Origin of the sequence: Pseudoalteromonas sp. 0802, from assembly GCF_013350085.1 — a bacterium.
GTDB lineage: Bacteria > Pseudomonadota > Gammaproteobacteria > Enterobacterales > Alteromonadaceae > Pseudoalteromonas.
In genome coordinates this window covers 631,859-657,160 of the sequence record NZ_JABVXE010000001.1, presented here as the reverse complement: position 1 = coordinate 657,160, position 25,302 = coordinate 631,859, and the positions used below count along the sequence as shown (strand labels likewise).

22 protein-coding genes and 1 riboswitch are annotated in these 25,302 nt (G+C 40.1%); of the genes, 10 read left to right on the top strand and 12 right to left on the bottom strand.

All coding sequences use genetic code 11. The annotated features are described in order from the left end of the window. Positions 1 to 57 precede the first annotated feature (57 nt). From HUS61_RS03030 to HUS61_RS03020, 3 genes are read right to left on the bottom strand one after another with little or no spacing between them, the layout of a single operon-like run. Positions 58 to 2,844: an ATPase gene (locus HUS61_RS03030; RefSeq protein ID WP_175082203.1), complete on the bottom strand. Its 2,787-nt coding sequence runs from the start codon at positions 2,842 to 2,844 to the stop codon at positions 58 to 60. Beyond that, the gene (locus HUS61_RS03025) at positions 2,844 to 3,389 is read right to left on the bottom strand and encodes a condensin complex protein MksE (RefSeq protein WP_062564547.1); all 546 of its coding nucleotides are present in this window, start codon (positions 3,387 to 3,389) and stop codon (positions 2,844 to 2,846) included. Before HUS61_RS03025 ends, HUS61_RS03030 begins: the two co-directional genes overlap by 1 nt. 2 nt (positions 3,390 to 3,391) lie before the next feature. After that, positions 3,392 to 4,666, bottom strand: a complete 1,275-nt coding sequence (locus tag HUS61_RS03020) for a hypothetical protein (protein ID WP_175082204.1) — start codon at positions 4,664 to 4,666, stop codon at positions 3,392 to 3,394. Between the two features lie 148 nt (positions 4,667 to 4,814). On the opposite strand from HUS61_RS03020, the gene nhaD reads away from it, so the two are divergent. Together nhaD and lysC are read left to right on the top strand one after the other, a co-directional pair. Beyond that, a complete protein-coding gene (gene nhaD, locus HUS61_RS03015; protein WP_054551492.1) occupies positions 4,815 to 6,065 on the top strand; it encodes a sodium:proton antiporter NhaD in 1,251 nt (416 codons plus the stop codon). A gap of 88 nt (positions 6,066 to 6,153) precedes the next feature. Beyond that, positions 6,154 to 6,326, top strand: a riboswitch (Lysine riboswitch). An 81-nt stretch (positions 6,327 to 6,407) separates the two neighbouring features. Continuing rightward, positions 6,408 to 7,787, top strand: coding sequence for a lysine-sensitive aspartokinase 3 (gene lysC / locus HUS61_RS03010; protein WP_175082205.1), 1,380 nt, complete (start codon positions 6,408 to 6,410; stop codon positions 7,785 to 7,787). On the opposite strand, the gene HUS61_RS03005 is transcribed toward lysC, so the two are convergent. After that, the gene (locus HUS61_RS03005; RefSeq protein WP_175082206.1) at positions 7,764 to 8,501 is read right to left on the bottom strand and encodes a 4'-phosphopantetheinyl transferase superfamily protein; all 738 of its coding nucleotides are present in this window, start codon (positions 8,499 to 8,501) and stop codon (positions 7,764 to 7,766) included. The genes lysC and HUS61_RS03005 overlap by 24 nt on opposite strands. A 147-nt stretch (positions 8,502 to 8,648) precedes the next feature. Here HUS61_RS03005 and HUS61_RS03000 point away from each other — a divergent pair, with 147 nt between their 5' ends. Beyond that, entirely contained in the window at positions 8,649 to 9,974 is a 1,326-nt protein-coding gene (locus HUS61_RS03000; RefSeq protein ID WP_105174002.1) for a sodium-dependent transporter, read from the top strand. 105 nt (positions 9,975 to 10,079) lie between these two features. On the opposite strand, the gene HUS61_RS02995 is transcribed toward HUS61_RS03000, so the two are convergent. After that, complete coding sequence (locus HUS61_RS02995) at positions 10,080 to 11,063, bottom strand: 2-hydroxyacid dehydrogenase (RefSeq protein WP_175082271.1); 984 nt, start codon at positions 11,061 to 11,063, stop codon at positions 10,080 to 10,082. Then, positions 11,029 to 11,544, bottom strand: a complete 516-nt coding sequence (locus HUS61_RS02990) for a glutathione peroxidase (protein WP_054551485.1) — start codon at positions 11,542 to 11,544, stop codon at positions 11,029 to 11,031. The genes HUS61_RS02995 and HUS61_RS02990 overlap by 35 nt, the downstream gene beginning before the upstream one ends. Before the next feature lie 114 nt (positions 11,545 to 11,658). On the opposite strand from HUS61_RS02990, the gene HUS61_RS02985 reads away from it, so the two are divergent. Further along, positions 11,659 to 12,540, top strand: coding sequence for an NAD(P)-dependent oxidoreductase (locus tag HUS61_RS02985; protein ID WP_175082207.1), 882 nt, complete (start codon positions 11,659 to 11,661; stop codon positions 12,538 to 12,540). Positions 12,541 to 12,579: 39 nt separating this feature from the next. Here the strand turns inward: HUS61_RS02985 and sbcB are convergent, their stop codons facing one another. Then, a complete protein-coding gene (gene sbcB / locus HUS61_RS02980) occupies positions 12,580 to 14,025 on the bottom strand; it encodes an exodeoxyribonuclease I (RefSeq protein ID WP_175082208.1) in 1,446 nt (481 codons plus the stop codon). A gap of 264 nt (positions 14,026 to 14,289) precedes the next feature. Here sbcB and HUS61_RS02975 point away from each other — a divergent pair, with 264 nt between their 5' ends. From HUS61_RS02975 to HUS61_RS02965, 3 genes are all read left to right on the top strand, one after another. Further along, positions 14,290 to 14,475, top strand: a complete 186-nt coding sequence (locus HUS61_RS02975) for a hypothetical protein (RefSeq protein WP_175082209.1) — start codon at positions 14,290 to 14,292, stop codon at positions 14,473 to 14,475. Between the two features lie 72 nt (positions 14,476 to 14,547). Continuing rightward, the gene (locus tag HUS61_RS02970) at positions 14,548 to 15,135 is read left to right on the top strand and encodes a hypothetical protein (RefSeq protein WP_175082210.1); all 588 of its coding nucleotides are present in this window, start codon (positions 14,548 to 14,550) and stop codon (positions 15,133 to 15,135) included. Positions 15,136 to 15,248: 113 nt separating this feature from the next. Continuing rightward, positions 15,249 to 15,629, top strand: coding sequence for a hypothetical protein (locus HUS61_RS02965; protein WP_119851957.1), 381 nt, complete (start codon positions 15,249 to 15,251; stop codon positions 15,627 to 15,629). A 13-nt stretch (positions 15,630 to 15,642) separates the two neighbouring features. On the opposite strand, the gene HUS61_RS02960 is transcribed toward HUS61_RS02965, so the two are convergent. Both HUS61_RS02960 and HUS61_RS02955 read right to left on the bottom strand, forming a co-directional pair. Next, positions 15,643 to 16,062 (bottom strand): hypothetical protein, encoded by a 420-nt coding sequence (locus HUS61_RS02960; protein ID WP_175082211.1) that lies wholly within the window; start codon positions 16,060 to 16,062, stop codon positions 15,643 to 15,645. 83 nt (positions 16,063 to 16,145) lie between these two features. Next, entirely contained in the window at positions 16,146 to 17,087 is a 942-nt protein-coding gene (locus HUS61_RS02955; RefSeq protein WP_054561675.1) for a sodium-dependent bicarbonate transport family permease, read from the bottom strand. Between the two features lie 109 nt (positions 17,088 to 17,196). Here HUS61_RS02955 and HUS61_RS02950 point away from each other — a divergent pair, with 109 nt between their 5' ends. After that, positions 17,197 to 18,147: a LysR family transcriptional regulator gene (locus HUS61_RS02950; protein ID WP_175082212.1), complete on the top strand. Its 951-nt coding sequence runs from the start codon at positions 17,197 to 17,199 to the stop codon at positions 18,145 to 18,147. 17 nt (positions 18,148 to 18,164) lie between these two features. On the opposite strand, the gene HUS61_RS02945 is transcribed toward HUS61_RS02950, so the two are convergent. The 3 genes from HUS61_RS02945 to HUS61_RS02935 all read right to left on the bottom strand — a co-directional run bounded on the left by HUS61_RS02945 (position 18,165) and on the right by HUS61_RS02935 (position 21,668). Next, complete coding sequence (locus HUS61_RS02945; protein WP_175082213.1) at positions 18,165 to 19,307, bottom strand: GGDEF domain-containing protein; 1,143 nt, start codon at positions 19,305 to 19,307, stop codon at positions 18,165 to 18,167. Positions 19,308 to 19,388: 81 nt separating this feature from the next. Further along, a complete protein-coding gene (locus tag HUS61_RS02940; RefSeq protein WP_175082214.1) occupies positions 19,389 to 20,282 on the bottom strand; it encodes a TIGR01777 family oxidoreductase in 894 nt (297 codons plus the stop codon). Positions 20,283 to 20,378: 96 nt separating this feature from the next. Further along, complete coding sequence (locus HUS61_RS02935; RefSeq protein ID WP_175082215.1) at positions 20,379 to 21,668, bottom strand: diguanylate cyclase domain-containing protein; 1,290 nt, start codon at positions 21,666 to 21,668, stop codon at positions 20,379 to 20,381. Positions 21,669 to 21,884: 216 nt separating this feature from the next. Between HUS61_RS02935 and HUS61_RS02930 the strand changes: the two genes are divergently transcribed. Together HUS61_RS02930 and HUS61_RS02925 are read left to right on the top strand one after the other, a co-directional pair. Further along, positions 21,885 to 23,903 (top strand): ATP-binding protein, encoded by a 2,019-nt coding sequence (locus HUS61_RS02930; protein ID WP_175082216.1) that lies wholly within the window; start codon positions 21,885 to 21,887, stop codon positions 23,901 to 23,903. Between the two features lie 122 nt (positions 23,904 to 24,025). Further along, positions 24,026 to 25,294, top strand: a complete 1,269-nt coding sequence (locus tag HUS61_RS02925; RefSeq protein WP_175082217.1) for a PotD/PotF family extracellular solute-binding protein — start codon at positions 24,026 to 24,028, stop codon at positions 25,292 to 25,294. Positions 25,295 to 25,302: the final 8 nt, after the last annotated feature.

Genomic DNA, 25,302 nt, shown 5'->3' with positions numbered 1-25,302 from the left:
TAGTTCAAATAAATTAGTTACGGTAAATTTACAAAAAGAGTCAGTAATAGTTTGTAATTAAACAGTGTGTTCCACCTCTATCCAGTCTTTTTCATCCACCCAGTTTTGTGCACCATCTTTAACAGTACGAATAGGGACGATGTAATCACAGCTAACTTGTGGTTTAACTGAGGCAAAAATCGGCACAAAGCCAAAGCTAAGAGCGGTTTCGATAATTGCTTTTTGGTTTTGTGGGTCGATATCGGCTGCTTCATCGATATAAATCGGAATACGATACAAGTTTTGTTCTTGGTCGCTTAATAAGTAACGAATAAACAGCATGCCACAAAGTAGCTTAATGGTGATACGGGTACCGTTAGAGCCGGCTGAGTCAATTTTTTCGAAGTGCTCAGTTTCACCAGCACGGTTCACGACTTCAAAACGAATATCGAATAAGTCGGTCAATGTTAAACCGGCTTTTTCTGAGGCAAGCTTAATCAAATGATCTTTCGCTTCGTTTACAGCAGATTCGCTATAAGGCTCTTGGCTTAATAGGTCTAGGGTATCGCCTTGCTCAAACTGATTTGAGGTACTAATAATGGTATCAATGCTATCAACCAACATCTTGCGCGGAATAACATTAATTTTGAATGCTTGAAGATTAGAGATACGGTGCTGACTAATCCCTTTATTAAAGCTGTTCATTTCGCGGCGTAAGCGATCTAAGTCTTCACGCAAGCCTTTAATAGTAGCGGCTACTTCGGTTAACGCAACTCTGCCTTGACGTTCAACCGCATCGCGCTCGTTATCGATGTTATGAAACGCGCTAATAAGCTTTTCGTATTTAGTAAACTCATCGTTTTCGTTATCAAATTTAGTAATACCCGCATTGTAAATATGCATGTAGGTGTTACGTATGTTGATATCAAAGTTGCGTAGCTCTTGGCAGTCTTTGTTAAAGTGATGAATGAGGTCACTTAAGTTATCAAAATCAATATTGATTTCAATCATATATGGAGTGACTTTGCCTGAGTAAAAATCAAGCGTGTGATCGATACGTTCAGATTTAACTTGGCGTAAACGGTCAGCTTGGCGGGCAAGCAGATCTTTTTTCGACTTGATAATTGAGCGACGATCGCTAATTGAGCCACTGTTCTTTTGAATATCTTGCAGGTAGTCGTCAACTTGCTCGCGCTCTGCATTTAACTGCTCTTTTAGCAGAGTTTGTGCATCGACAGATTGCTGCATCACTTCAAATTGTTCAAAGCGTTTTAACGCTTCTTCTGAGGCCATTAGCTCATCATACAAGGCATCTTTTTCTTTTTGCTTTTCGGCGACATTGGCAGCAACCTCGCGCTGCTGTTTAAACTCTTTTAGTGAGTTTTCAAGGGCAGCGAGTTGCGCGGTTAATTGCTCTTTATTTTCACCCGTTTGCATTTGCACTGGACTTAGCTTTTTAAGTTTAATCGTCGCACCAGGCAGAGTTAGTACACCGCCTTTCACGTTAGCCGATAACTGCTCTAAGAACTCACCAAAGGCATCTTCGTCTGTGATCTCAACATCACCATTGCTGGTGGTGGCAAACGATAAGATATCTGGGTTCAGAATACGCGAAATCTCTTCAACTTCTTTTAAAGATAAATCTTCACGCATACGGGTGAATAAATTGAACTCAAGGTTCTTTAACTGCAGTTTTAAGCTCTTAATTTGCTTTTGTGTTTCGCTGATACGGTAATCTAGCGTGTGCAAGCTTTGACCTTGAGCACTGCTTAATGAATGCGATAGCGATTCATAATCTTGTTTAAGCTGCGTAAGGCTTACTTTTAAAGTGGCTTTATTAACCAATTCAAACTCAGATTTAAGTGCTCGATAGTCTAAAAACCATTGTTCAATTTGAGTTTGTTTACGTTCAATATCACGGGATTGCTGAATATACAGCTGCTGCTTTTGGTCGAACTCATGTTTTTCGTGTTCGATATCCTCAAGGGCAATATTTAGCTCAGTGAGTTGCTCTTGTTGATAGGTTTCAAAGTCAATCAGTGCTTGGTCAATTTTTGGCGCATAGGCAGCAAGCTTACCTTTTAAAACGGTTTGGTTTTCAAGCATAGATTCAAGAGCTGCGATTGGCTCTTGCATTGACTCAAGGGCTTTTAATTCACGTTTAGCGCGATTCACTTTATCGAATGAACGTCGCCAAACTTCATAAAAATCAACCCGTGAGTTTGACATATGGCGCTCAAATACACGTAGCATAAAGCGTTTAACATCGCTGGCACCTAACTTATGCAAGTTAAGGATACGGCGGAAAATTTCTTTGTAAATCGCTGAGTCTTGCACGTTATTGAGGGGGATCATCTTTAAGTTGATATCGCCATCAAACGGCGTTGCGCCGCCAGTGAGTAGGGCGTTTAGCTCTTGCGCTTTTAATTCAATTGGATTGAAACCTTGCTCTTTTAAGTGATTAAAAAGCTTGGTGAATTTTACAATGGTTTTGCCTTGAGTATAGTGTTCAAGGTTCAACTTACCTTGGTAGCAAAAAAACTGATGCGCGTAACCAGCAATTTTACCAAGGCCGGCAACACCAATCACCACAGGGCCATTAGGTAGGTCAGCTTCGAGTAAAATATAGGATTGATCTGACGAAAAGTAGAATTTTCTGGTTTCGTCTAAATCGTGGCCATCCCATTCTGTTAAGCGCAAATCATTAATCAATGGAAATTGCAGGGCATTAATTACCGAGCTTTTACCGGTATTATTAGGTGCACAGATTGAACTACTTTTATCCAGCGGGATCACGCATTTTGCATAGCCAGCAGTATTTAAAAGCGCAAGTTTACTGAGTCCGTATAGGCTTTGGCTTTGCATTATTCGTCATCTCCTAGGTAGGTTTCTTCGTTTACTTCCATTAATGCATCGATATAACGATAAATAGGTGCTTGTAGCATAAAGCCGTTTTCTACTTCGCGAGCAAGACCTAAACGCACCATACGAAGGTAGACGTCTTTGCGTAAATCTGAGCCTGAGAAGATTTCTAATTGATCGAACAGGTGCTTGTTGATTTGCACTAAGGTTTGCATCAGTTCAAGGTCGTTGACTTCGTCAAACAAGGCACGCATTGGATCTTTACCGGTATTGGCATAGTGCTCAATCAAGATGTAGATAGTCAGTGCGATGGCACGCGAAATTTTACCCATATTTGGGGTGCTTTCATCACTGCCAAAATAGTAATAGCCACGGCTATCGTGTTGTAGGTCATGGCCTAGGGCGTTAAATAACGCGCGATAAGCATCTATGTGTTGATCAAGCTCTTGCCACATCAGCGTGTCTTGTTCGCTAATGTGATAGCCTGATGTGAGCTTTTTATTAATAGCTTGCAGATGCGTTAAATCATCTAAATTAATATCTGTCATGGTTATTGCTCTGTTGCTTTTTTATCGTCAGCAATCGATGAGTTAAATGGGTAAAGAGAGAAGTGTTGCTGGGCAATTTTTATTTTTACTTTCTCTTGGCTTTGGCTGATTTCAAGGTCGCCATCGCTAATCAATTTTTGATACAAGAACAGCATTTCGTCAGCCTCTAGATCTGGATAGCTTTCATCTAAGAAACTAAGCAGCGGCTGAGCTTTTTTGCTGGCTTTTTTAAAGCGTTTTCTAAATTGTGTTTTAACATCGTTGTAATCAGGAATATGCGGGCTTTGATAGGCGGGCACATCATCATGTTCTGGTAGTTGATATTCATCGTGCTCAAAGTCAACTAAGCCTGCCATATAGGCAACGATATGACGTTGCTGACCAAGTGAAAAGCGTTGCGCGTCTGAGACAAAGTTAGGCTGTACTGCACTTAACATGTTATCGACACCATTTTTACGCACTAAACCAAGCACTTTAGCCGCTTGACGCGTAATTAGGTTGTTGCGGCGTAACTCTTCACGTAGTGGCATCAACATATCGGCGCTTTTACGTAAACTTTCACGACCAACTAAATGCATTTCTAAAATACGGGTACGTAATTGTTCAAGCATGCGCTTGTCTTGATATGACTTACCAAGGCGGTCAATTTGCTCTATTTGCGCGCTAATTTGTTCTTCGATGGTATTAAAGCAAGCGTGGAAGTCACCACGAATATCAACCATTTCAAGCATAGGCTCGATGTATTCATCGAACGCTTCAATTACAGCCTGATAGCGTTTTTGCAGTGATTGCACTGCGTTATCAGCTTTTGCTTGCTCAACAATATTTAAAATCGCGTTTTCGTTGTGGGCAAACAATTTCATTATTTTGCGTACCCGATCATCCATAATGCGGCTAAAACGGCGAAGCTCGTCGTAATCTTCAATTTCACCGGCTTTAGCAAGGCGATTACCAAGGCGAGCTAAGTCATCAACGAGCACGCTAATTTCTTGGGCAAGACCTAAGTGCTCTTCTTGTAGCAAGAAAGTCGCAAAATCGGCGATCGCACGGTTGATTTCTAATTGCGATGATTTTGCCAGTGGAATGATAATATCTTGATTCAATAAACGATTTGTTTCTTTATAAATGCGTTCATTTGACCATGAAGGTTGTTTTTGTTTTATCGCATTTTGTACGTCTTTCAAGCTGAAATCAGCCATCTTAAAACGTTTAAATAGCAGTTCTAACACCCCCCAATGTTCAGTAAGGGTATTTAATAACTTTTTAGCTGGGATCATAAGGCTCCAGTAAATTCAGACTTTGGTGTTAGCGATTAGTATTAAATTATGTAATTGAGAATAGTTTTATGCTTTCTATGCTGCTAGAATCCGCGCCGAAACACTCGACTTACAATTTTTACATTATTATAAAGGTTGTTCAAACACCATGGTAACCCCACTTATCCTAACCCTGATAGCGGTGGCATTTTTGCTTATCGTTATAGAGGATATTATCCATGTAAACAAGGCCAAAACGACGCTTTTTTTTGGAACTTTATGCTGGATTATCTTATTTATCTCTCCAATTCATGGGCAAAGCCCAGAAACCATACAACATCAACTGGATCACAACATATTAGAAATCGCGACTTTGTGGCTGTTCTTAATGGCTGCGATGACCTTTGTAGCCTATTTAAACTCTAAAGGTTTTATCCAGAATATTGTTCATAAAATTATGCCAAATCAAATCAGTGAACGAAAGCTGATGTTTCTGATTGGTGGCTTTGCGTTTTTATTTTCATCAATATCAGACAACATAACTGCAACTTTAATCTCGCTTGCGGTGGTGATGTCACTGAAATTAGATCCTAAAAAATTAATAAAATATGCGACCTTAATTGTATTTAGTGTTAATTCGGGTGGGGTGTCGTTGATTACGGGTGATGTTACAACCCTGATGATTTTCTTAGACGAAAAAGTCACTATTGCTAATCTACTATTATTAATTGCCCCTGCACTGACAAGTGTTGCTCTGCTCGCGGCGATGTTGTCGGTGGGTATGTCGGGTAATGTTGTGTTTGAAAAACAAGCTGCCCGTCGTATCGAAAAGACAGATATTACCATTGCGGTTATCTTCTTCTCGACGATTATTGCTACGTTAACTTTGAGTGTGCTTTATAGCGTGCCGCCGTTACTAACTTTTTTATTTGGTTTATCTCTGATGTTTTTGGTTGCGCAATTCTTAATGCGCAAAAAAGACGTTAACAAAAAAATCATCGATTATATTCGTGAAATTGAATACGACACCTTATTGTTCTTCGTTGGTGTTTTATTGCTGGTTGGCGCATTAAAAGAAGTTGGCATGCTTGCTAAATTTACTCACTTATATGAGTTGATGGCACCTGAATATGCCAACTACTTGATGGGGCTATTATCAGCAGCGGTAGATAACGTACCTCTCACTGCAGCACTTTTAAAAGCAGATATTGTGATGAGTCCTCAGCAATGGCTGTCGTTTACTTACGCAACTGGGGTAGGTGGCTCAATGCTTATTATCGGCTCTGCGGCAGGCATTATTGCCATGAGTAAGGTTAAGGCACTGACCTTCATGAGCTATCTTAAAATGTCGGTTTATTTATTAATTGCTTATACCGTTGGTTATTACGGTTCGCACTTAGCGGGCAGTTTAATTTCATAAAACAACTTGACAGCTAGACGTCTAAACGTTAACTTTCGAAGCCTGCTTCTAACAGCAGGCTTTGTTATTTTAACCAGGTGTTAACTTAACATTCAGAAGAGGTGCGATACTTAGGTAATTAATGTGAGGTGACGAACGCCGATGACCATTAATGAGGGAAGTACTCGCCGAGAAAATTAACCGGACGTCGCGGTTATTTTTCGGTTTATGGGGCTGAATCCTCAAAACTGTCACCAAACTAGGTGGAGAGCTTCTGGCATGGACTACTCTTTATTTTCAAAGCACCCCCTTGCCGAGTTCTTCTTGAATTACTGTGGATAGTTTTCCACAAAAGGAGACGACATGAATACCCAATTAGCCGCCAACACAAAATCAGATTACGTTGTTGCAAAATTTGGTGGCACCAGTGTAGCTAACTTTGATGCTATGAGCCGCTGCGCTGAAATCATTTGTGCTGATAATCAGGTACGTATAGTTGCTGTGAGTGCCAGTGCGGGCGTGACAAACCATTTAGTTGCATTGTGTAAAGCTGATTTGAGTGCGGCTGAACGTGACGAGCACATTACTGGCGTTGTCGCCATTCAAGAAGCAATATTAGCTGAACTGTCACTGGATGCTGATTTAGCACATGGCTTTAATGAAACGCTTAAGGCTTTTCAAAAGCTAGCATCAGACGGGGCTAAGTCAGTAGTAGATCAAGATGAACTACTGAGCTTTGGCGAGCGTTTATCATCGTATTTATTTACTCAAGTATTACGCGGGCAAGGTCTTGATGCGGTGCGTTTTGATGTACGTAAGGCACTGAAAACAGATAGCCAATTTGCTAAAGCTACTCCAAATGTTGCAGCAACCGCTGCGGCTGCTAAAGAGCATTTAGTGCCGCTACTTGATGACCATGTTGTGGTAACTCAAGGTTTTATTGGTAGCAATGAGCACAATCAAACGACCACTTTAGGCCGTGGTGGTTCAGATTACAGCGCTGCATTACTCGCTGAAGCAATTAACGCAAAAAGCGTGCATATTTGGACCGATGTTGTGGGTATTTTCAGTACTGATCCGCGTTTATGCGCTAAAGCAAGCCCAATTGCACGCTTAAGCTTTGATGAAGCGGCCGAAATGGCAACGTTTGGTGCAAAAGTACTTCACCCTGCAACCATTTTACCTGCAAGCCGAAGCCACATTAGTGTGTTTGTTGGTTCAAGTCGTGAACCACAGTTAGGTGGTACATGGATTGAAAAAGAAAAATCTCAGCAACCAGGTATTCGTGCCGTAACACAGCGTAAAAATCAAATTCTGTTAACGGTTAAAAGCCCAGAAATGCTCTTAGCGAGTGGTTTCTTAGCGCGGGTTTTCACCATTTTAAGTGAGTTTAATATTTCGGTTGATTTGGTTACTACCTCCGAAATCAGTGTTGCAATCACTTTAGATAACGCACCAAATGCATCACGCCCTGAGCTTGATCAAGCTTGTTTAGATAAGCTTTCTGAGTTTTGTCATGTGTCGGTTGAGAATAACTTAACGCTGGTGGCTTTAATTGGTTCTGAAATTCAATTACGTCAGCAAGAAATGAACTTAATGCAGGTATTGAGTGATTTTAATATTCGTTTAATTTGCCACGGTGCAAGTAAACATAACCTGTGCTTCTTAGTTGAGCAAAGTGAGTCAGATGAAGTCGTGCAGGCTATTCACAGCCGACTATTAGAAAGCCAAGTCGCGGCGTAAGTCGTTAAAATTAATAAAAGAGCACTGCCAGTCAGTGCTTTTTTGTGCCACAACACTTATATCAAAGCCTTCAACAGAGTTACTACTCGCGCTGAAATTATGTTTGCTCAATTCTTCAAATACATTAGGAGCAAGTAGTTTCGCAATTGGCTGAGCACTTGCTTTGGCAAGCGCTTCTTTTAATGTCCAAATTCTAAAAAAGCACTGTGCCTGTTCATCGGGAGCGTCAAAACGGCTAATTAAGTCAACTTCATCTTGATGATAAAAATGCTTTGCGAGTTTGATAAAAGGGCGAGGCTTACTGCTTTGTTCAATATCAAAACCAAATAGCTGTTGTTCAGGGTTAAGGGCTGCGCCAATTAAACCATTTGAATGTGATAAACAGGCCCACACAGGTTCTCTAACCGGGGTATGTAATTTTAGCTTGCTGTCTTTGTCATCAAACTGGCTCGATATTTCACTGAGCGCTAAATCATCATGAGGGTAAGCATGTTGATACAAATACTTTAACGTTAGGCGAGTCGCTAAGTACTCTTGCTTTGCGCTAGGCACTTTACGTTTTTCAAGCACACTTAATTCAAACTCACTTAGTAATTTATTAAGGGGTAAACTTGCAACATCAATACGTGCTGCATCCATAAGCATGACTTTTTTGGCCGTTGTTTGGCTTTGCTGCTCGATGATAAGGGTGTTCGAAAAGTAGTGACTGCTCATGGTATAACGCTTACACGGGGATTGAATTTAGTTTTGTTTATTTTTACAGCAAATGCACTTTTATAGGCACGAACAAACGCAAATAGTTTACGCAGTTGACTGTAATTATGGTTTAATGAGGAAAAATAATAACAGATTTGTAGATGTATGGCACAAGTTCGTGACGGCTTTCAAAGTCGATTAGGTTTCGTTTTAGCAGCTTCTGGTGCGGCGGTAGGTTTAGGTAATATTTGGGGCTTTCCAACACAAGCGGCAAACCATGGCGGCGGTGCATTTTTACTTGTTTATTTCATTGTTATTTTCTTATTAGCGCTTCCGGCTCTTTATACTGAGCTGTATTTAGGCCACCAAGCACAAGCGAATCCAGTAAAAGCATTATCAAGTGCATGGCAAGACACAGCACCTAAAGTGGGGGCCGCAGCAGGCTATATTGGCCTCTTTGGTGCGATTGTGATGCTGAGCTTTTATTCGATAGTTGCAGGGTGGATGCTCGCTTATGCGCTCGAGCCAGTCGCAAGCTTCTTTGGTTTTACTGAGTTAAGTAACTTTTTGCACAGTGACTCCATGGCGCGCAATTTTGTGTTTACGCCACTGATGCTTATTCTTACAGCGAGTATTATTTTAAAAGGCGTTAAATCAGGTATCGAAACCTGGTCACGCCGCTTAATGCCATTATTGCTAGTGTTGTTAGTGGCATTAATTGCTTATATTGCGACCCTAGATGGTGCAATGGATGGTTTTGCAGCATACTTAGTGCCAGATTTTAGTCAAATTCTTGATGCAAACTTAATAATTGCGGCAATGGGACAAGCGTTTTTTTCATTGTCGTTAGGTGTTGGCTGTATGATGGTCTACGGCTCTTATTTAAAACCAGATGCCAATCTGCCTAAACTAACTGGCACAGTGGCACTGCTAGATACCGGTGTGGCCTTTTTAGCAGGTTTATTGATTATTCCGGCTATTTTTGTTGCCCAACATAACGGTGTAGAGGTATTTAGCGGCGGTAAATTGGTCGGTGAAGGGCAGTTAATTTTTGCGATTTTACCTGAGCTGTTTAGCACAATGGGCCAAGTGGGTTTACTCGTTGGCTTATTATTTTTTGTACTAATGTCGATAGCCTCAGTGACATCAACTATTTCATCGACTGAAATTCCAGTGGCATTTTTAGTTGAGAATCACAGTGTAGAGCGCAAAAAAGCAACCTTATTTGTAACGCTAATCGTGTTTATTGCCTCATCACTTATTATCTTAAATTTTGACTGGTTATTTGGTTTAGTCATTATGGTGCTCACACAGTACCAATTACCTTTAATGGGACTGTTCTATTTCATTACTGTTGGCTGGTTATGGCAGCGTGGTAATAAATTGCATCAAGTATCGAGCGGCCCCCATTATTGGTTTGCCCAGTACATTCGCTTTGTCTGCCCGTTATTAATGACGGCGGTATTCGTGAACGTGGCGTTGTTGAAATAGAAACTCGAGTTGCTAGTTACAAGTTTCTAGTTTCAAGGTGAAAGAAAAAAGTAAAAGGCGTGGGGTTTAAACCTCACGCCTTTTTTAATTTAAGGTGCGCTTGCTTTAAATAACTTCGTTAGTTAATGGTAAGCCTTGGCTTATTTCATTAGCACTTTGTAATGTGGTGCAGGCTATTTCGCTAAGTGCTTCTTGGGTGAAGAAGCCTTGGTGGCCTGTCACTAATACATTCGGAAAACTAATAAGGCGTGAAAAAATATCGTCTTGCATGATTTCTTCACGGTGATCTTTAAAGAATAACTCTGACTCTTGCTCATACACATCAAGTCCTAAGTGTCCGAGCTTTTTAGACTTAAGCGCTTGAATACATGCTTGGCTATCAAGAAGTGCACCACGAGAGGTGTTAATCAGCATGACACCGTCTTTCATCTTCTTAAATGCGCTAGCATCAATTAAATGATGGGTGTGCTCGTTGAGCGGACAATGCAATGAAATGACATCACTTTGGGTAAGCAATGTGTCTAAATCGCATAGGGTGTAAGGGCCTTCACCAGCCATAGGGTCGCACACGAGCACCTTAGCTCCAAAGCCATTTAAGATATTAACCAGTGCTAAGCCTATTTTGCCACAGCCTATAATCCCAATAGTTTTTTTAAACAGATTAAAACCAAGTAAACCGTTTAAATCAAAGTTGCCTTCACGTACTCGGTTAAAGGCTTTATGAGTTTTTCGGTTGAGCGTTAGCATAAGGGCAATACAATGCTCTGCTACTGCTTCTGGGCTGTAAGCGGGCACGCGGCAAACCTTGATGTTATGCTCTTTGGCAGCATCAAGGTCTACATTATTGAAGCCTGCACAGCGTAATAAGATTGCTTTAATGCCAACAGCCGCCATATCTGCAATGACGTGTTTGTCGACCGTATCGTTTACAAACACGCACACTGCATCGAAACCTTGGCAGAGGGGCGTGGTATTGCTGTTTAAGGATTGCTCAAAATAACTGAGCGAAACAGACTCAGCGTATTCAGTTAGATTCCTTTCAAAAAACGGTTGCTCATACTTTTGCGCACTGAATAAGGCCAGTTTCATCATTTAAATTACTCTCTATCACCATTTTGAGGGTTTCGGGTTTGGTGCGCGGGGCATATCGCGCAACGAGTTGACCCTCTGAGTTTATAAGAAATTTGGTGAAATTCCATTTAATTGCGCGGTTTTGTGCAATTCCACGGGTATGACACTTTAAATAATTAAATAACGGATGGGCGTCTGGGCCGTTCACTAACACCTTGTTAAAAATAGGAAAGCTGACGTCAAAGTGCTGCTGATAAAAGGCTTTAAGCTCATTGCCATCAAGTGGCTCATTGTGGCCAAATTGATTGCAGGCAAAACCGAGTACGGTAAAACCTTGTTGTTTATATTCTTGATACAGCTTTTCAAGGCTTGCCATTTGCACTGAAAAATTACATTTGCTGGCAATATTGACGATAAGCGCTGTTTTTCCTTGTAGCGATTCAAGGCTAAAGTTTTCACCAGATGCAAGCTGGGCATTGAAACGATATATACTATCCATGTTTTACCTGTGTGTTTTTAAACGGTTTAAATGAACTTTTTTTCATTCGCTTTTTAGTTATTCGGTTGAGATAATGAAATTGTTACTAATTTATCACTCAAATAGGTCAGTTTTATGTCAATGAAAGTCGCCTTCATCGGATTAGGTGTAATGGGTTACCCAATGGCGGGTCACCTTGCCAACGCAGGTCATAGCGTGACAGTTTACAACCGCACAACGGCTAAAGCGCAAAAATGGGTATCAGAGTATCAAGGTGAATACGCTGAAACACCAAGTGAAGCAGCAAAAGGGGCTGATATCGTTTTCATGTGTGTAGGCAATGATGATGATTTACGTTCAGTTGTTTATGGTGAAAATGGTGTGCTGGCAAGCATGCATGAGGGCAGCTATTTAGTTGACCACACTACAACATCAGCTGAAGTGGCGCGTGAAGTTGGCGCTCAGGCAAAATTACAAGGCATCGCATTTTTAGATGCGCCGGTTTCTGGCGGCCAAGCGGGTGCAGAAAATGGTGTATTAACTGTGATGGTTGGTGGCGACGAAGCTGATTTTAATGTTGTTCAACCTGTCATGGCTGCTTTTAGCCGTTTTAGCCAATTATTAGGTGAAGTAGGCTCTGGTCAACTGTGTAAAATGGTAAATCAAATTTGTATTGCGGGTGTGGTACAAGGCTTGGCTGAGGGGTTACACTTTGCAAAACAAGCTGGCCTTGATGGTGAAAAAGTAATTGAAACCATCTCTAAAGGCGCTGCAGGCTCGTGGCAGATGGAAAACCGCTACAAAACAATGTGGGCTGGCGAATACGAATTTGGTTTTGCTGTTGATTGGATGCGTAAAGATTTAGGCATCGCTTTGGATGAGGCAAAGGCCAACGGCGCAACTTTGCCGATGACGGCAACAGTTGATCAATATTACGCCGATGTACAAGCTTTAGGCGGCGGCCGCTTCGACACCTCTAGTTTATTAGCGCGCATCGAAGCATTACATAAAAAGTAATATCCATAAAAAACGCGACAACTATTGTCGCGTTTTTTATTACATGCTTTGTGCGTAATTGTACAAGGCTTTTAAAATATGCAGGTTCTTCTCATTATCATCATTTTCATGAGCTAGATTTTCGAGAGTGATCATGAAATCTTGGCCACTGATCGACGGGCTATCTTCACCATGCATTAGCTTGTTTTGGCAATATTGGCGCCATTTTGCCAGTTCATCTTGGCTAAGGGTGTGTGGCCAGTTTCGCGCGCGGTATCTAAATAACAAAGTAGCAAACTTTTTATCATCAAAATCTAGCTGCATAGTGGCTAATTGTTCAGGGCTTGCATCTCGAATAATGGCAAATTTAGCTTTATCAGCGTGGCTGGTAAAACCATCATAAAGTTGATAATCAGGGTTAGTGGTTTCGCCGTAATCACGTTGTTCGTTAAACACTTCGGTCACTTTGTCGCGAAGTTCTGTGTTGGCTTTTAAAGTAGCGAGGTTTTGTAAGCATTTTTCGCGGTCAATACCTAAACGGGCTGCGTTCTCCGGCAACAAGGTTTTTGCTGGTGCAAGAATAGGGCACTTGTTTAAATGCACGAGTTTTAAGCCTACCGGTGCTTCGTCCTCGCCAAGGTCGCTGTGTTTTGTGTAAAGACGCGTGCGTAGCTCTTCAACAGATAAATCTAATAGCACTTGCGGATCTTCAGTTAAATTAAAGCAAATAATGGCGTTTTTATTGACTGGGTGAAAGCTCATTGGTGCAATCCAGCTGGTACAGCCTTGGCTTGCTGGAATTCGTGATGAGGTGTGCACCAGTGGTGTCATGTTAAATACATCAACTAAATCAGCCAGTGCTTTTTTAGAGCGTAAGCTAAAGAAGAACTGATACAACTTAGGTTGTTTTTCTTTTATTAATTTTGCCAACGCTATGGTTGCCGTTACATCACTTAATGCATCGTGAGCAGCAGCGTGTTCAATGCCATTGGCAACGGTTAAGTGCTCGAGTTTAAAGCTAGGCGTACCGTCTTCTTTGAGCGGCCACTCAATGCCTTCTGGGCGTAGTGCATAACAGGCACGCACTAAGTCAATAATATCCCAGCGACTATTATTGTTTTTGTATTCACGCTCGTATGGGTCATAAAAGTTACGGTATAAGCTGTAACGAGTGACTTCATCATCAAAACGGATACTGTTATAGCCCGCAACACAGGTGTTAGGTTGGCTAAATTCAGCATGGATCTTTCCCATAAACTCAGCTTCAACTAGCCCTTTTTGCATCGCAACTTGCGGGGTAATACCCGTTATTAAACACGCCTCAGGGTGTGGCAAGTAGTCGGCAGCTGGCTTGCAATACTCAATTAACGGCTCACCAATAATGTTCAAATCGAGATCGGTACGAATACCTGCAAATTGACTCGGGCGGTCCTTTTGCGGGCTTGCGCCAAATGTTTCGTAGTCGTGCCAATAAATTGTTGGTTGCTGTTGTTCTGGATATGCCATGCATTAAACCTTGCTAAGCGTAGGACCGCTTTGACTTATTTTTTGAATTAACAGAATTATGGCATAGAGCCTAGCTAGTTTATAGAGCTAAACGGTTTGATGCTGTTCAGCGTACGTTTTGCATACGTGGATAGTATAAAAAATGGCCTAACGGTTTAATTTTATGCTTATATAGGGGCTAGTCGTTAGTTTTTACCCAATTTGTATTTTAGTGGCTCGGTATTTGCTAACGAAAACTATCTTTAACAATGAAGGAACAAAAAAATGACTTTATCAGCTTTATTACTATCTACTTTAGCATTCGACGCAGCACCAGCTCATAACTTTGATACTACAAAACTTCAAGGCTCAGGTGGCATCATCATCATCAAAGATCCAAAGAAAAATGAAGAACTAAATGGATCTGGCGGTATTATCATCATTAAAGACCCAAAGAAAAAAGAAAACTAATCGTCAAACCAGCTGAATGGCTGGTTTTTTTTATATTATCGATATATCCTATTCTTTGTTAAAGGGTAGGATATGATAAATTACATCATTGAATTGTATAATGAATTTATGTTTGCAAGTGAAACTAGAGATGCTTTTTCACTTCAAGTGGTTATTTCATTACTATATTTATTTGCTTTAGTGCTTTCTGTCTTTAGAGCTATCAAAAATCGAGAGCTTTTTAGCGACTTTTTGTCAATTGGAGTCGTAGTAACCAAGTATCTATTAACTTCTCTGTTAATGGAGAAAGTATTACTGTACATCCATAACAGCCATGCAGTTGAAAATGCACAAAATGTTTACTTAGCACTTTGTCTCTTTAATTTGTTAAGTCTTTGGCTTTTGTATCTACTACACAAAAAATTTAGCTATAAATTTGGCTTACTTTTCTTTTGCGTAATCAAGCTAACAGTAGTTCTTTCAATAGCTCACTTTATTCTTTGGTTTAAGTTTGTTGTGTTAGACATACAAGCTGAACACGCCTACATACACTACATGTATAGCTTTATTGTGCTCTACATTAGTATTGTCCTTGCTGTTGTAATGTTGTTTCCGGGTCTTTTGAAAACCAAATTAAAACTATTACTTAGTCCAAGCTGGCCGTTTGGAACAAAAACTTAACATTAATTATTAGATGATTTTCAGTCTCATACCATCATTTATAATGCTTTTTCCTGATGTATTACGGACCAAGTTTGGGTGTATAGTAACATTTAGTTTACCGAGGGATCGTAATGCTTGAACTAATTTACATAGCCATTGCCGTTTTAGCCATCTTGCTGATTGCAAGTACATGGTTGATTGCGCGCAAAAATATCTTTGAAGATCAAATCAGGTCTAAGTCTGTTGAGGTGGTTTGGTGCACATTACAAGCCGAGCATGAAACAGATATCAGCAAAGCAATTAAACTATTTAATAAAGCTGAACAATTGAAGGGCGAAATTGCAACCTTAATGGGCAATTCACCACACGCTGCACATTTTAAATTAGCAGAACCGACTGGGCTTGATAGCGATAAAATAAAGGAGTTATCGCTTGGGGAGCTGCAGCGATACTACGATAAGCAAAACAACATATCTGACATTTACGAGAAAATGTACAAAGGTAAGAACTAGTAAAAAAGCCAGGTTATTTAACCTGGCTTTGTATTTTGAGCTCTTTTGCTATTTGTTTTAGCTGAATATCTGCAAGTTGGCTAAGTGCTTCTTGTGTTTGGTTTTCACCCTTAATTAACCCCGCCATTGATAGCTTTTTTATACTCTTGATAATACCGTTACTCACTGCTTCTAATACCGGCCCATCGAGTGTAGCTGTGGTTTGGTTATTACCATTTAGTAGAGAATCAAAGCTAACCTCAGAAGCTTTAGCCACTTTATCAATTAACTCATAAGGCACAGTTGCAAGCTCAATACTTTGCTCACAAAAGCCACGTTGTAATGATAAATGTTGCTCTAATTCTAAATTATTTTGCACCTGGCAAAGCGTACATAAGCGCATAAAAATATCACTTACATGCTGTTGCTCAGTGCTAAGCGTTTGATTGAACATAGCATGTCCTTGCACTGCTTTTTTATTTATATTAAACGACTTTTTAAAAAATCTCATGCATAAAGTGATAGTTAGCGAATCTTTTAATTCATATACAATGCTATTTGATGATACAAGCCAATTCCTAGTAATACATTGAAAGGAAAGGTAATACCTAAAGAACATAACATGGCTAAGCCTATATCAGCATCAGGAATCGCTGCTTTAATAGCTGCTGGAGCAGCAATATAAGAGGCACTAGCAACTAGGCTTGCTAATATTACTACCGAGCCCAGTTCGAGTTGCAGGGCTGTACCAACACAGACGCCGATAGCACCCAATAGGTTAGGTGTTATAAGTGCAAATAATGCTAAACGCCAATGATGCCATGGAATAGGGCGCAGTGTTTGTGCGGCCATTAAACCCATTTCGAGCAAGAATAACGCTAATACAACTTTAAAGCTGTTTGTTAAAAGGCTAGTTACTTGGCTACCTTGTTGTGTGCCATACATCATGCCAATAATTACACCACCTACAAGCAGAATCACGCTTTTGTTAGTCAGTGTTTCATGCCATAGCGCTTTGAGTGATAGGTTTTGCCCAGACCCATTTCCAAGACGGCGGAATAGTAATAAACCAACGATGATGGCAGGTAACTCAAGCATTACTAAGTAAAGCGTGACTTCAGCACCCACATTAAGTGAGTTCGATTCGGCATATGCTAAAGCAACGGCGAATGTACCTGCACTTACAGAACCATAGTGGGCGGCAATACTTGCGCTATTAGCAACGGAGAGGTTTAGCAGTTTGTTTAAAACTGGGTAAAGCATTAAAGGTATTAAGCCGCCAAGCAGTAACACAGCACCCATTTCGGGTAGAAGTTGCCAATGCAAATTGCCATGCAGCACCATGCCGCCTTTTAAGCCAATGGTGAGCATTAACAATAGGCTAAGGGTTTCATAGGTTGCTTGCGGAATTTTAAGATCAGAGCGAAGTAATCCAGCAGTGAGTCCTAAAACAAAAAACATTACAACAATATCAGGCACTTTGTTCTCCTCTTGGTTAAAAGCGCCGCTATTCTAGATAAAAATTCACATAGCAAATAATTAAATAAGTGATACTATCTTATAGATAATAATCTATTGGTTGGGTTTTATGGACTTAAGACATATTTCTTTTCGCTTACTAGAAGTGTTTATGTGTGTGGTAAAAACGCGCTCTATCAGTGAAACAGCAAGGCAGTTACACTTAACGCAACCAACGGTTTCACAACAAATTAAACGCTTACAAGAAACAGTGAATGAGCCATTAGTGATGGTTAATCAGCAGCGTATTCATGTTACAGAAGCGGGGTTTGCGTTGTTTCAGACTTGTCAGCAGGTGTTTGGTCATTTTGATGATTATCAAGATTATTTAGCTGAGCTTAGAGGCGGTGAGCGCGGGCGCTGTAAAATAGCCATGGTTAACACGGCACAATATATTTTACCTAAATTACTTGGACCGTACAGTAATTTACATCCGCATGTTGAGTTGCCACTCGAGATTGGCAATCGTGCTGAGGTGCTTGCCCGGTTTGAAAGAGGCGAAGACGATATTTATGTATTTAGTCATCCGCCTTCGTTAGAACACGCAAAAGCGGGGCGGTTTTTACAAAATCCATTGGTGTTTATTGCGCCAAATAACCATAAGCTTGCGAGTAAAAGTCATGTAACTTTACATGACTTAGTGAGTGAACGTTTTTTGCTTCGAGAGCCAGGTTCAGCTACGCGAATGCTGTTTGAGAGTGAACTGCAAAGCAGAGGTTTTGTCCTTAGCAACACAGTGCAAATGGCGAGTAACGAGGCTATTCGTGTTGCTGTTGGCTCAGGAATGGGGCTGGGGGTGGTTTCGCGCCATGTATTGCCACCTCACGATACGAGTTTTTGCATGCTAAATGTTGAAGATGTGAATTTGGCCAGCCATTGGTATTTTGTGGTGCGCACCGATCGCCATTTATCACATGCGGCGCGCAACTTTTTAAAATTTGCCCAACTGAACTTAGAGCAATGCTTAGATAAACAGTGGGTGACCAATGAGCTAAGCCGGCTAAATGAGAGTTTAAATTAAACTAATAAGTTGTTGCGTTAAAATGCCATGGTCACAACCTGATTACGGCCATTTAATTTTGCTTTGTATAAGCCTTTGTCGGCTTCTGCCAGTAACTCGTTAACATTATTGGTGCCCGACTTATGGTTGATGATACCGATACTGATAGACAGGTTTATTTCATGGTGATTGTGCACAAAGCTATCATTATGAATGGCTAAACGAATTCGCTCTGATAAGATTTCTCCTTGAGCTTGGCTAGTATTGGGTAGTATCACTGCAAACTCTTCACCGCCAATCCTAGCCACTAAATCGTGCTCACGTAGCTGGCTTTTAATCTTTTTAGCAACCCACTTAAGTGCTTCATCACCCGTTTCATGGCCATGCTGATCATTAACTCTTTTGAAGAAATCGATATCTATCATCAAAGCGCAAAGTTTTGTTAGGTTGTTGTTTGCTTGTTCCAAATAATTGTTACTAACGCTAATAAACGCTCGACGATTCAATAAACCGGTTAGCGAATCACGATTAGCAAGGTCACTCAGTACCTGCTCATGCTCTAAGAACATCATTAATGGCCAGATCATGGCGGTTAGTGTGGTAATAACAATATGGCTTATGAGAATAACAGCTAATACTTGTTTCAAGTCTGTTTGCAACAAACCTAGGTAATCACTAAGTAGTAGTGAAAACTGGGTCACCATAATCAAAGCGTGAATGACGAAACATAACTTGAGTAATACTAAATGCATGATGCGCTTAACATGCAATTTCCTCAGCGCGAAAGCAGCATAGCTAAAACATGCTGCAATTATGGCTGTTGTGATTAATTGGCTAAATTGTGAATCAAAAGCAAGGAGCAATATTACTGCAGCTGCAACTAACACATACGCACATGTATTTCGACATTTTTTGTCTGATTGACTGTAAGCATGAATACCTAGTATGGCTGCTAAAGGTGCTGAAATTATAAATAAATCAGCTAGATAATGTGTAATTATAGGGAAGTCGATAAAAACACGCAGGGAAGCTGCGATTTGTGCGCATACAAATATTAGACACGAGCTACCCCAATATAAATAACTTGATTGTTGTCTTAAAAAATACAAAGACAATAAGAACGACCCAATAATCACATTCAATAAAATTGAAATGCTAATTATGGTGGGTAAATGCATCATGGCTTTCCCTGAAGAATCACTCGACTAAAATCTATTTAATTATTATGTATTAGTTAAGTATTAGCAACCAGTACATTGCAACTATAATTTAAGACTTTCTAATGCTGGTTTCAATGTTGGGTAATGAAAGCGGTAATTATGACTAAGTAGTTTATTGGGTAGTACAAATTGACCATGAAGCAGAAGATCAGACATCTCTCCCATCATCAACTTTAATACCCAGCTGGGCATGCGTAGCATAGCTGGGCGTGAGATAACACTTGCGAGTGTTTGACTAAATTCATTATTATCAACAGGGTTTGGCGCAGTGGCATTGATTGGCCCGTGAATATCTTGATGTGAAAGCACAAAAAGGATAAGTTGGATCATGTCGTCAATGTGGATCCACGACATTCCTTGTTGACCTTGGCCTAATGGACCGCCCAAGCCAAATTTAAAGGCGGGCAGCATTTTACCTAAAGCTCCACCTTGCTTAGCTAGTACGATACCTGTACGAAGTAAGCATACTCGAGTTTGGTCAGATTGTGCTTTCGTCGCTGCATGCTCCCAATCACGGCAAAGAACATGGCTAAATTCAGGATAAATATCATTAAAGCTTTCATCAATTGGCTGGTTTTCTTGACGGCCATAAAAGCCAATCGCACTGCCAGAAATAAAGGTATGAGGCGGCGATTCACAGCGACTAATTGCTTTAGATATCTGTAAAGTAAGATTGATCCGGCTATTCAGCAAAGTGCGTTTTTGCGACTCGCTCCAGCGCTTGTTGACGATTGGCTCTCCAGCTAGATTAATGACAGCGTCAACCTCTTCAAAGTTAACTTCATCGAGTGATTTAACAGTGTGTACTTGATGAGTCAGTATGACAGCGGCTTGAATAGGGTTGCGTGTTAGCACAGTAACCTTGTGGTGATTCAATAAAAAAGGGCACAAATGTCTACCAATGAGGCCTGTTCCACCTGTTAATAAAATATGCATAGTGCTGCCTTAATTAATATCTGTGTATTTTTTATACATAGTGATGGTGATTTTTGCAAATATATACGTATAAAGCAGTAATTTAGATTAGTCTTCTTAATCACTATTTTGGTAAATGTGAAAGCCATTCTTTGATTCATGTTTTGCTTTGTACATTGCTTGGTCTGCAAGCTTGAGCAGTTTTTGAGGGTCTTGACTGTGATCAGGTGCTAGGGCTACACCAATACTGAGTGACACCGTAATTGTGTGTTGTTCGAATATAAAAGGACTATCAAATCGTTCAATTAGATGGGTAAGCATGGCATTTACGTAACTACTTTTGGCAATGTTGTGGGCAGCAATAACAAATTCATCCCCTCCATAACGATAGACACCATCATCAGCTCTAACAGATGACGTAATTCGTTTTGCGGTTTCAATAAGAACTTGGTCACCAATTAAATGACCATAGTTATCGTTGAGTTTCTTGAATTTATTAATATCAATAAAGATTACAGCCAGTTTGTTATCTTCAGAACAAAGTCTAGTGGCGTGTTTCAATTCAGGCTCTAGTTCCGTCCGATTTAAAACACCAGTCAAATGATCGTGACTTACTTGAAAGTTTAATTTACTTGTTCGTTTATTAATTATGTTGCTCATACGTATAAAGCGTTTGAAAAGGTAACCTATTTCATCATGAGAATTAATCGTCATCATTTTTGCAGGAATGCCTTTTTCAAGTTGTTTGGTATTTTTTATTAATATTTTCATTGGCTTGAAAAGTTTAGAATTGATATAAAAAGCGCAAAAAACTAACAAGATGACCATTAATGGTATTTGCAAAGTTACGAAGCGAGTTATAAACACTCTGTTTTTTTGGTAGTCAGCATTTTGTTGCTCTAGCGTTGCACGCTCAGTATTTTGAAACAGTAAAATATGCTTGCGGATTTGGTCCATATACTGTTTACCTTCATCAGTTAACACAATCGCTTTTGCTTCTTCAAGGGTATAAGGCGTGCCTTGCATTACGAGTGTCACAGTTAATGCCAACTCAGCTAATTTTTTGTTAATTAGTTCATCAATTAAAGCAAGCGTATTTTGTTGTTCGGGGTTATTTAGCGTTAGCTTATTGATAGCCAAAAAGTGTTGTTTTACTTGTTCAAGTGCCGTGTAGTAGGGTTCTAAATAGTTGAGGTCTTGAGTCAATAAATAACCACGTTGCCCAGTTTCTGCGTTCGTTATTTGATTGTAGAGCTTTTCAGATTCATCGAGAACATCATGAGTATGGATCACTGCCTCAAGCTTATCCTGACCTTGCTTATCTAATACATAGATGATGAAGGTATTGGCTACCACTACTAAAAAAACAATAGATAGTAGAAAGATGAATTTAGCTCTTAGCGACATTGAAATAGCGATAGCCTAAAGTTATTAATTTGTAAGAATAAAGTATTGACTAAACAGCGAGCTTTGCAAATATATCAACAAAAAATAGCTGTCTTAGTACTATTTCGTGGCTTTTTGGATGAATTTTGGTTCTTTAGGCTGTTTTAAGTGTACGCTCAGTCATTTATTGATATGCTATTTTGAACTAAATGCAGTTTTAAGTGACAAGGAGTGACTGTGAACTTTCTGCGCCAATTCCACGATATAGTATCAAATCAAGAAATTGATTTTTCAGACAAAGTAATCAAACTACTTGAATTTGGTTTAGAGGTATTTGATCTCGAGTTTGCGATTGTGAGTCAAGTTGATGACAAGCTCTATACGGTCATTCATGTTGTTGCGCCTGAAGATGCAATTGCTGTTGGAACGCAGTTTGATATTGAGGGAACCTATTGCGCCCACACCTTAGAAGCTAATAAAGCACTTTCATTTCATCATGCATCGAAAAGCCGGATTGCACAGCACCCTTGTTATATAAATTTTCAACTCGAATCTTACATTGGCGCGCCTATTTTTGTTGGTAAAAAGGTATTCGGCACAGTTAACTTCTCCGCCCCGAATGTCTCAGAGCCCTTTAGTGAAGAGTCCCATGATTACGTTGAACTTTTTGCTCAGTGGTTAGGCAATGAATTAGCGCGTAATGCTTCTTCTGAACGGTTAATAAAAAAGAACTACATGCTGGCGCAAGTTGAAGAAGTTGCTCGTATTGGCTCTTGGGAACTCGACCTGCTAGAAAATAAGCTCTACTGGAGCAAACAAACTAAAGCTATCCACGAAGTCCCTGCAGATTATTCTCCTAACCTTGAAACGGCTATTGAGTTTTATAAAGAAGGTGAAAGTCGTGATTTAATACAACAAGTAGTCCAAGAAGCAATCGAGCATGGTAAAGATTGGAATATTGAAATTCAGCTCATCACAGCGAAAGGTAACCCTGTATGGGTTTCAACGTATGGCGAAGCAGAGTTTGAAAACGGGCGATGCGTTCGTTTAATAGGCACTTTTCAAGATGTCACGAAAGAGGTGTTACTTCGTGAAGAGCTTAAAAAGCAAAAAGCGGATGCTGAGCGTACACTTGAAGACAGAAGTATCTTGCTTGCTAAGATCAGCCATGAACTTCGCACGCCGTTAAATGGTATTACAGGCATGCTAACGACTTTACTTTATGAAAAGTCAGAGCAAAAGCGAGAAGAAAAATTAAAAGTTGCCCTTCGCAGCGCAGATATCTTATTAAATATAATCAACGAAGTACTCGACTTTTCTAAAATAAATCATGGTGAACTGAAATTAGAGCCGAGTCACTTTTTGTTAAAGACAATTTTTGTTGATTTAGCGTCGTTATATTTACCTTTATATCAAGAAAAGAATCTTAATTTTGACGTCGATATTAATATAAGTGAAGAATGTTGGACTTACTGTGATAACACCCGACTCACTCAAATCGCCTCTAACTTATTGAGTAATGCATTAAAGTTTACTGAACAAGGCACTATTAAATTATCTGTTACGGCTAAAGTTCAAAGTGGCGATGTCATTTTGAATTTGCAAGTGAGTGATACGGGCATTGGCATGACAGAAACCTTTATGAAGTCACTGTTTTCACCATTTACCCAAGAGCTAAATAAGGACCGAAAAAAGGGAGGAACGGGGCTTGGCCTTGCAATAGTGAAGGAGCTGATTGATTATATGGGTGGCACAATACAGGTCAGTAGCGAATATCTAAAAGGCAGTTGTTTTGATATTCAACTACCTCTAAAGCTCGGGCAGTCACAATCACATGATGCGCTACTTGCCTGTGATATCGACTTTTCAACCTTGCCTCTATCAATATTGGTTGTTGATGACAATCAAATAAACCGATTTGTTTTGAAAGCGCATCTTGAAAAATTAGGTTTAACGGCCGATTATGCCTGCGATGGTATTGATGCAATAAATAAGTGCAAGCAAAACAAATACAATCTGATTTTTATGGATTGCGTAATGCCAGAGATGGATGGTATCGAAGCAACTCGTATTTTAAGAGAAGAGCAAATTTGCCCAACTGATAAAACTTATATCATTGCTCTAACAGCCAATACCTCTGCAGATGATAAAGCTGCTTGTAAACAAGCTGGAATGGATTTATTTGTTTCAAAGCCTGTTAAAAATACGGCTATTGAACAAGCAATTGTGACAGCTAAAGAGCATTTTTTAATGTAAGTAATTGTAGTTTGTGAATACTCGGCTTAGAAACATTATTGCTGGGTAAATGAGTAGTTATTTTAGGCAATTTTCAAATTTAACCTATACTTTTAACGGGTTTAATATGTTGGAAATACTAAATGGGCTACTCAGATAACCGCCGAGACTTTTTAAAAACATTAGGTGTTGGTGCTGTGGCTTCAACACTTGCCTTCAAGGCTCCCTATGTATTCGCTAAGAATACTCCCACAATTAGGGTAATGGGCACACATGTTACTTTGCAAGAAGAGCTCAGACAAAAAGCCATGCTTGAGCTGGGTATTAATATTGAATTTACCCCAATGGGCAGTGCTGCAGTGCTGCAAAAAGCTGCGGCAGATCCAAGCAGTTTTGACTTATATGAGCAATGGTCAGATTCAATTAATATTCTTTGGCAAGCAGGGGCTATTCAACCTATCGAAACAGAGCGGTTAATCTATTGGCATGAAATCAATCCACTTTCCAAAACAGGTAAAATTGTACCTGATGCTAAGTTAGGTGCTGGCGATTCTCCGAACAAAATTCTGTATGTACAGCCAGATGGCACGCTTGCAACTAAACCAACTAATGCGATTAGTTTCTTGCCCTACGTGCATAATGTCGACTCGTTTGGTTACAACACTCAGTTCATAGAAAAGGGGATTCCTTACCAAACCGAGTCTTGGTCTTGGCTACTCGATGAAAAGAATAAAGGCAAAGTCGCCCTTGTTAATGCGCCAACAATCGGTATTTTTGATGCAGCCTTATCTGCCGAGGCGCAGGGACTGATGACCTTTAAAGATATGGGCAATATGAGTATTGGCGAAATTGATCAGTTGTTTGCAATTTTGCTGCAAAAGAAAAGGCAAGGTCACTTTGCTGGCTTTTGGACTTCGGTGCCGCAGTCGGTCGACTTTATGAAAATGAAACGCGTCACTATTCAAAGTATGTTTTCGCCCGGTGTCAGTGCCTGCAAAGGGCAAGGTATCCCGGTTGTTTATGCTTCACCCAAAGAAGGTTATCGCGCTTGGCATGGAGTAATGTGCTTATCTGCTAATGCACAAGGTCATGTTAAAGATGCTGCTTATGAATACATGAATTGGTGGCTTTCTGGCTATCCAGGCGCATTTATCGCTAGACAAGGGTATTACATTTCTAATCCTGAGCGGAGTCAGCCTCTCATGTCAAAACCAGAGTGGCAATATTGGTATGAAGGCCAAGAAGCATCCATCGATTTACGTGGAACAGACGGCAAAATATCTGTGCAAGCGGGTCAAGTACGTGATGGAGGTAGCTATATCAAACGCTTTTCGAACATAGCTGTGTGGAATACGGTTATGCCGAATTATGATTATAGTTTAGATAAATGGTATGAATTATTGAACTCATAAGGGGCCGC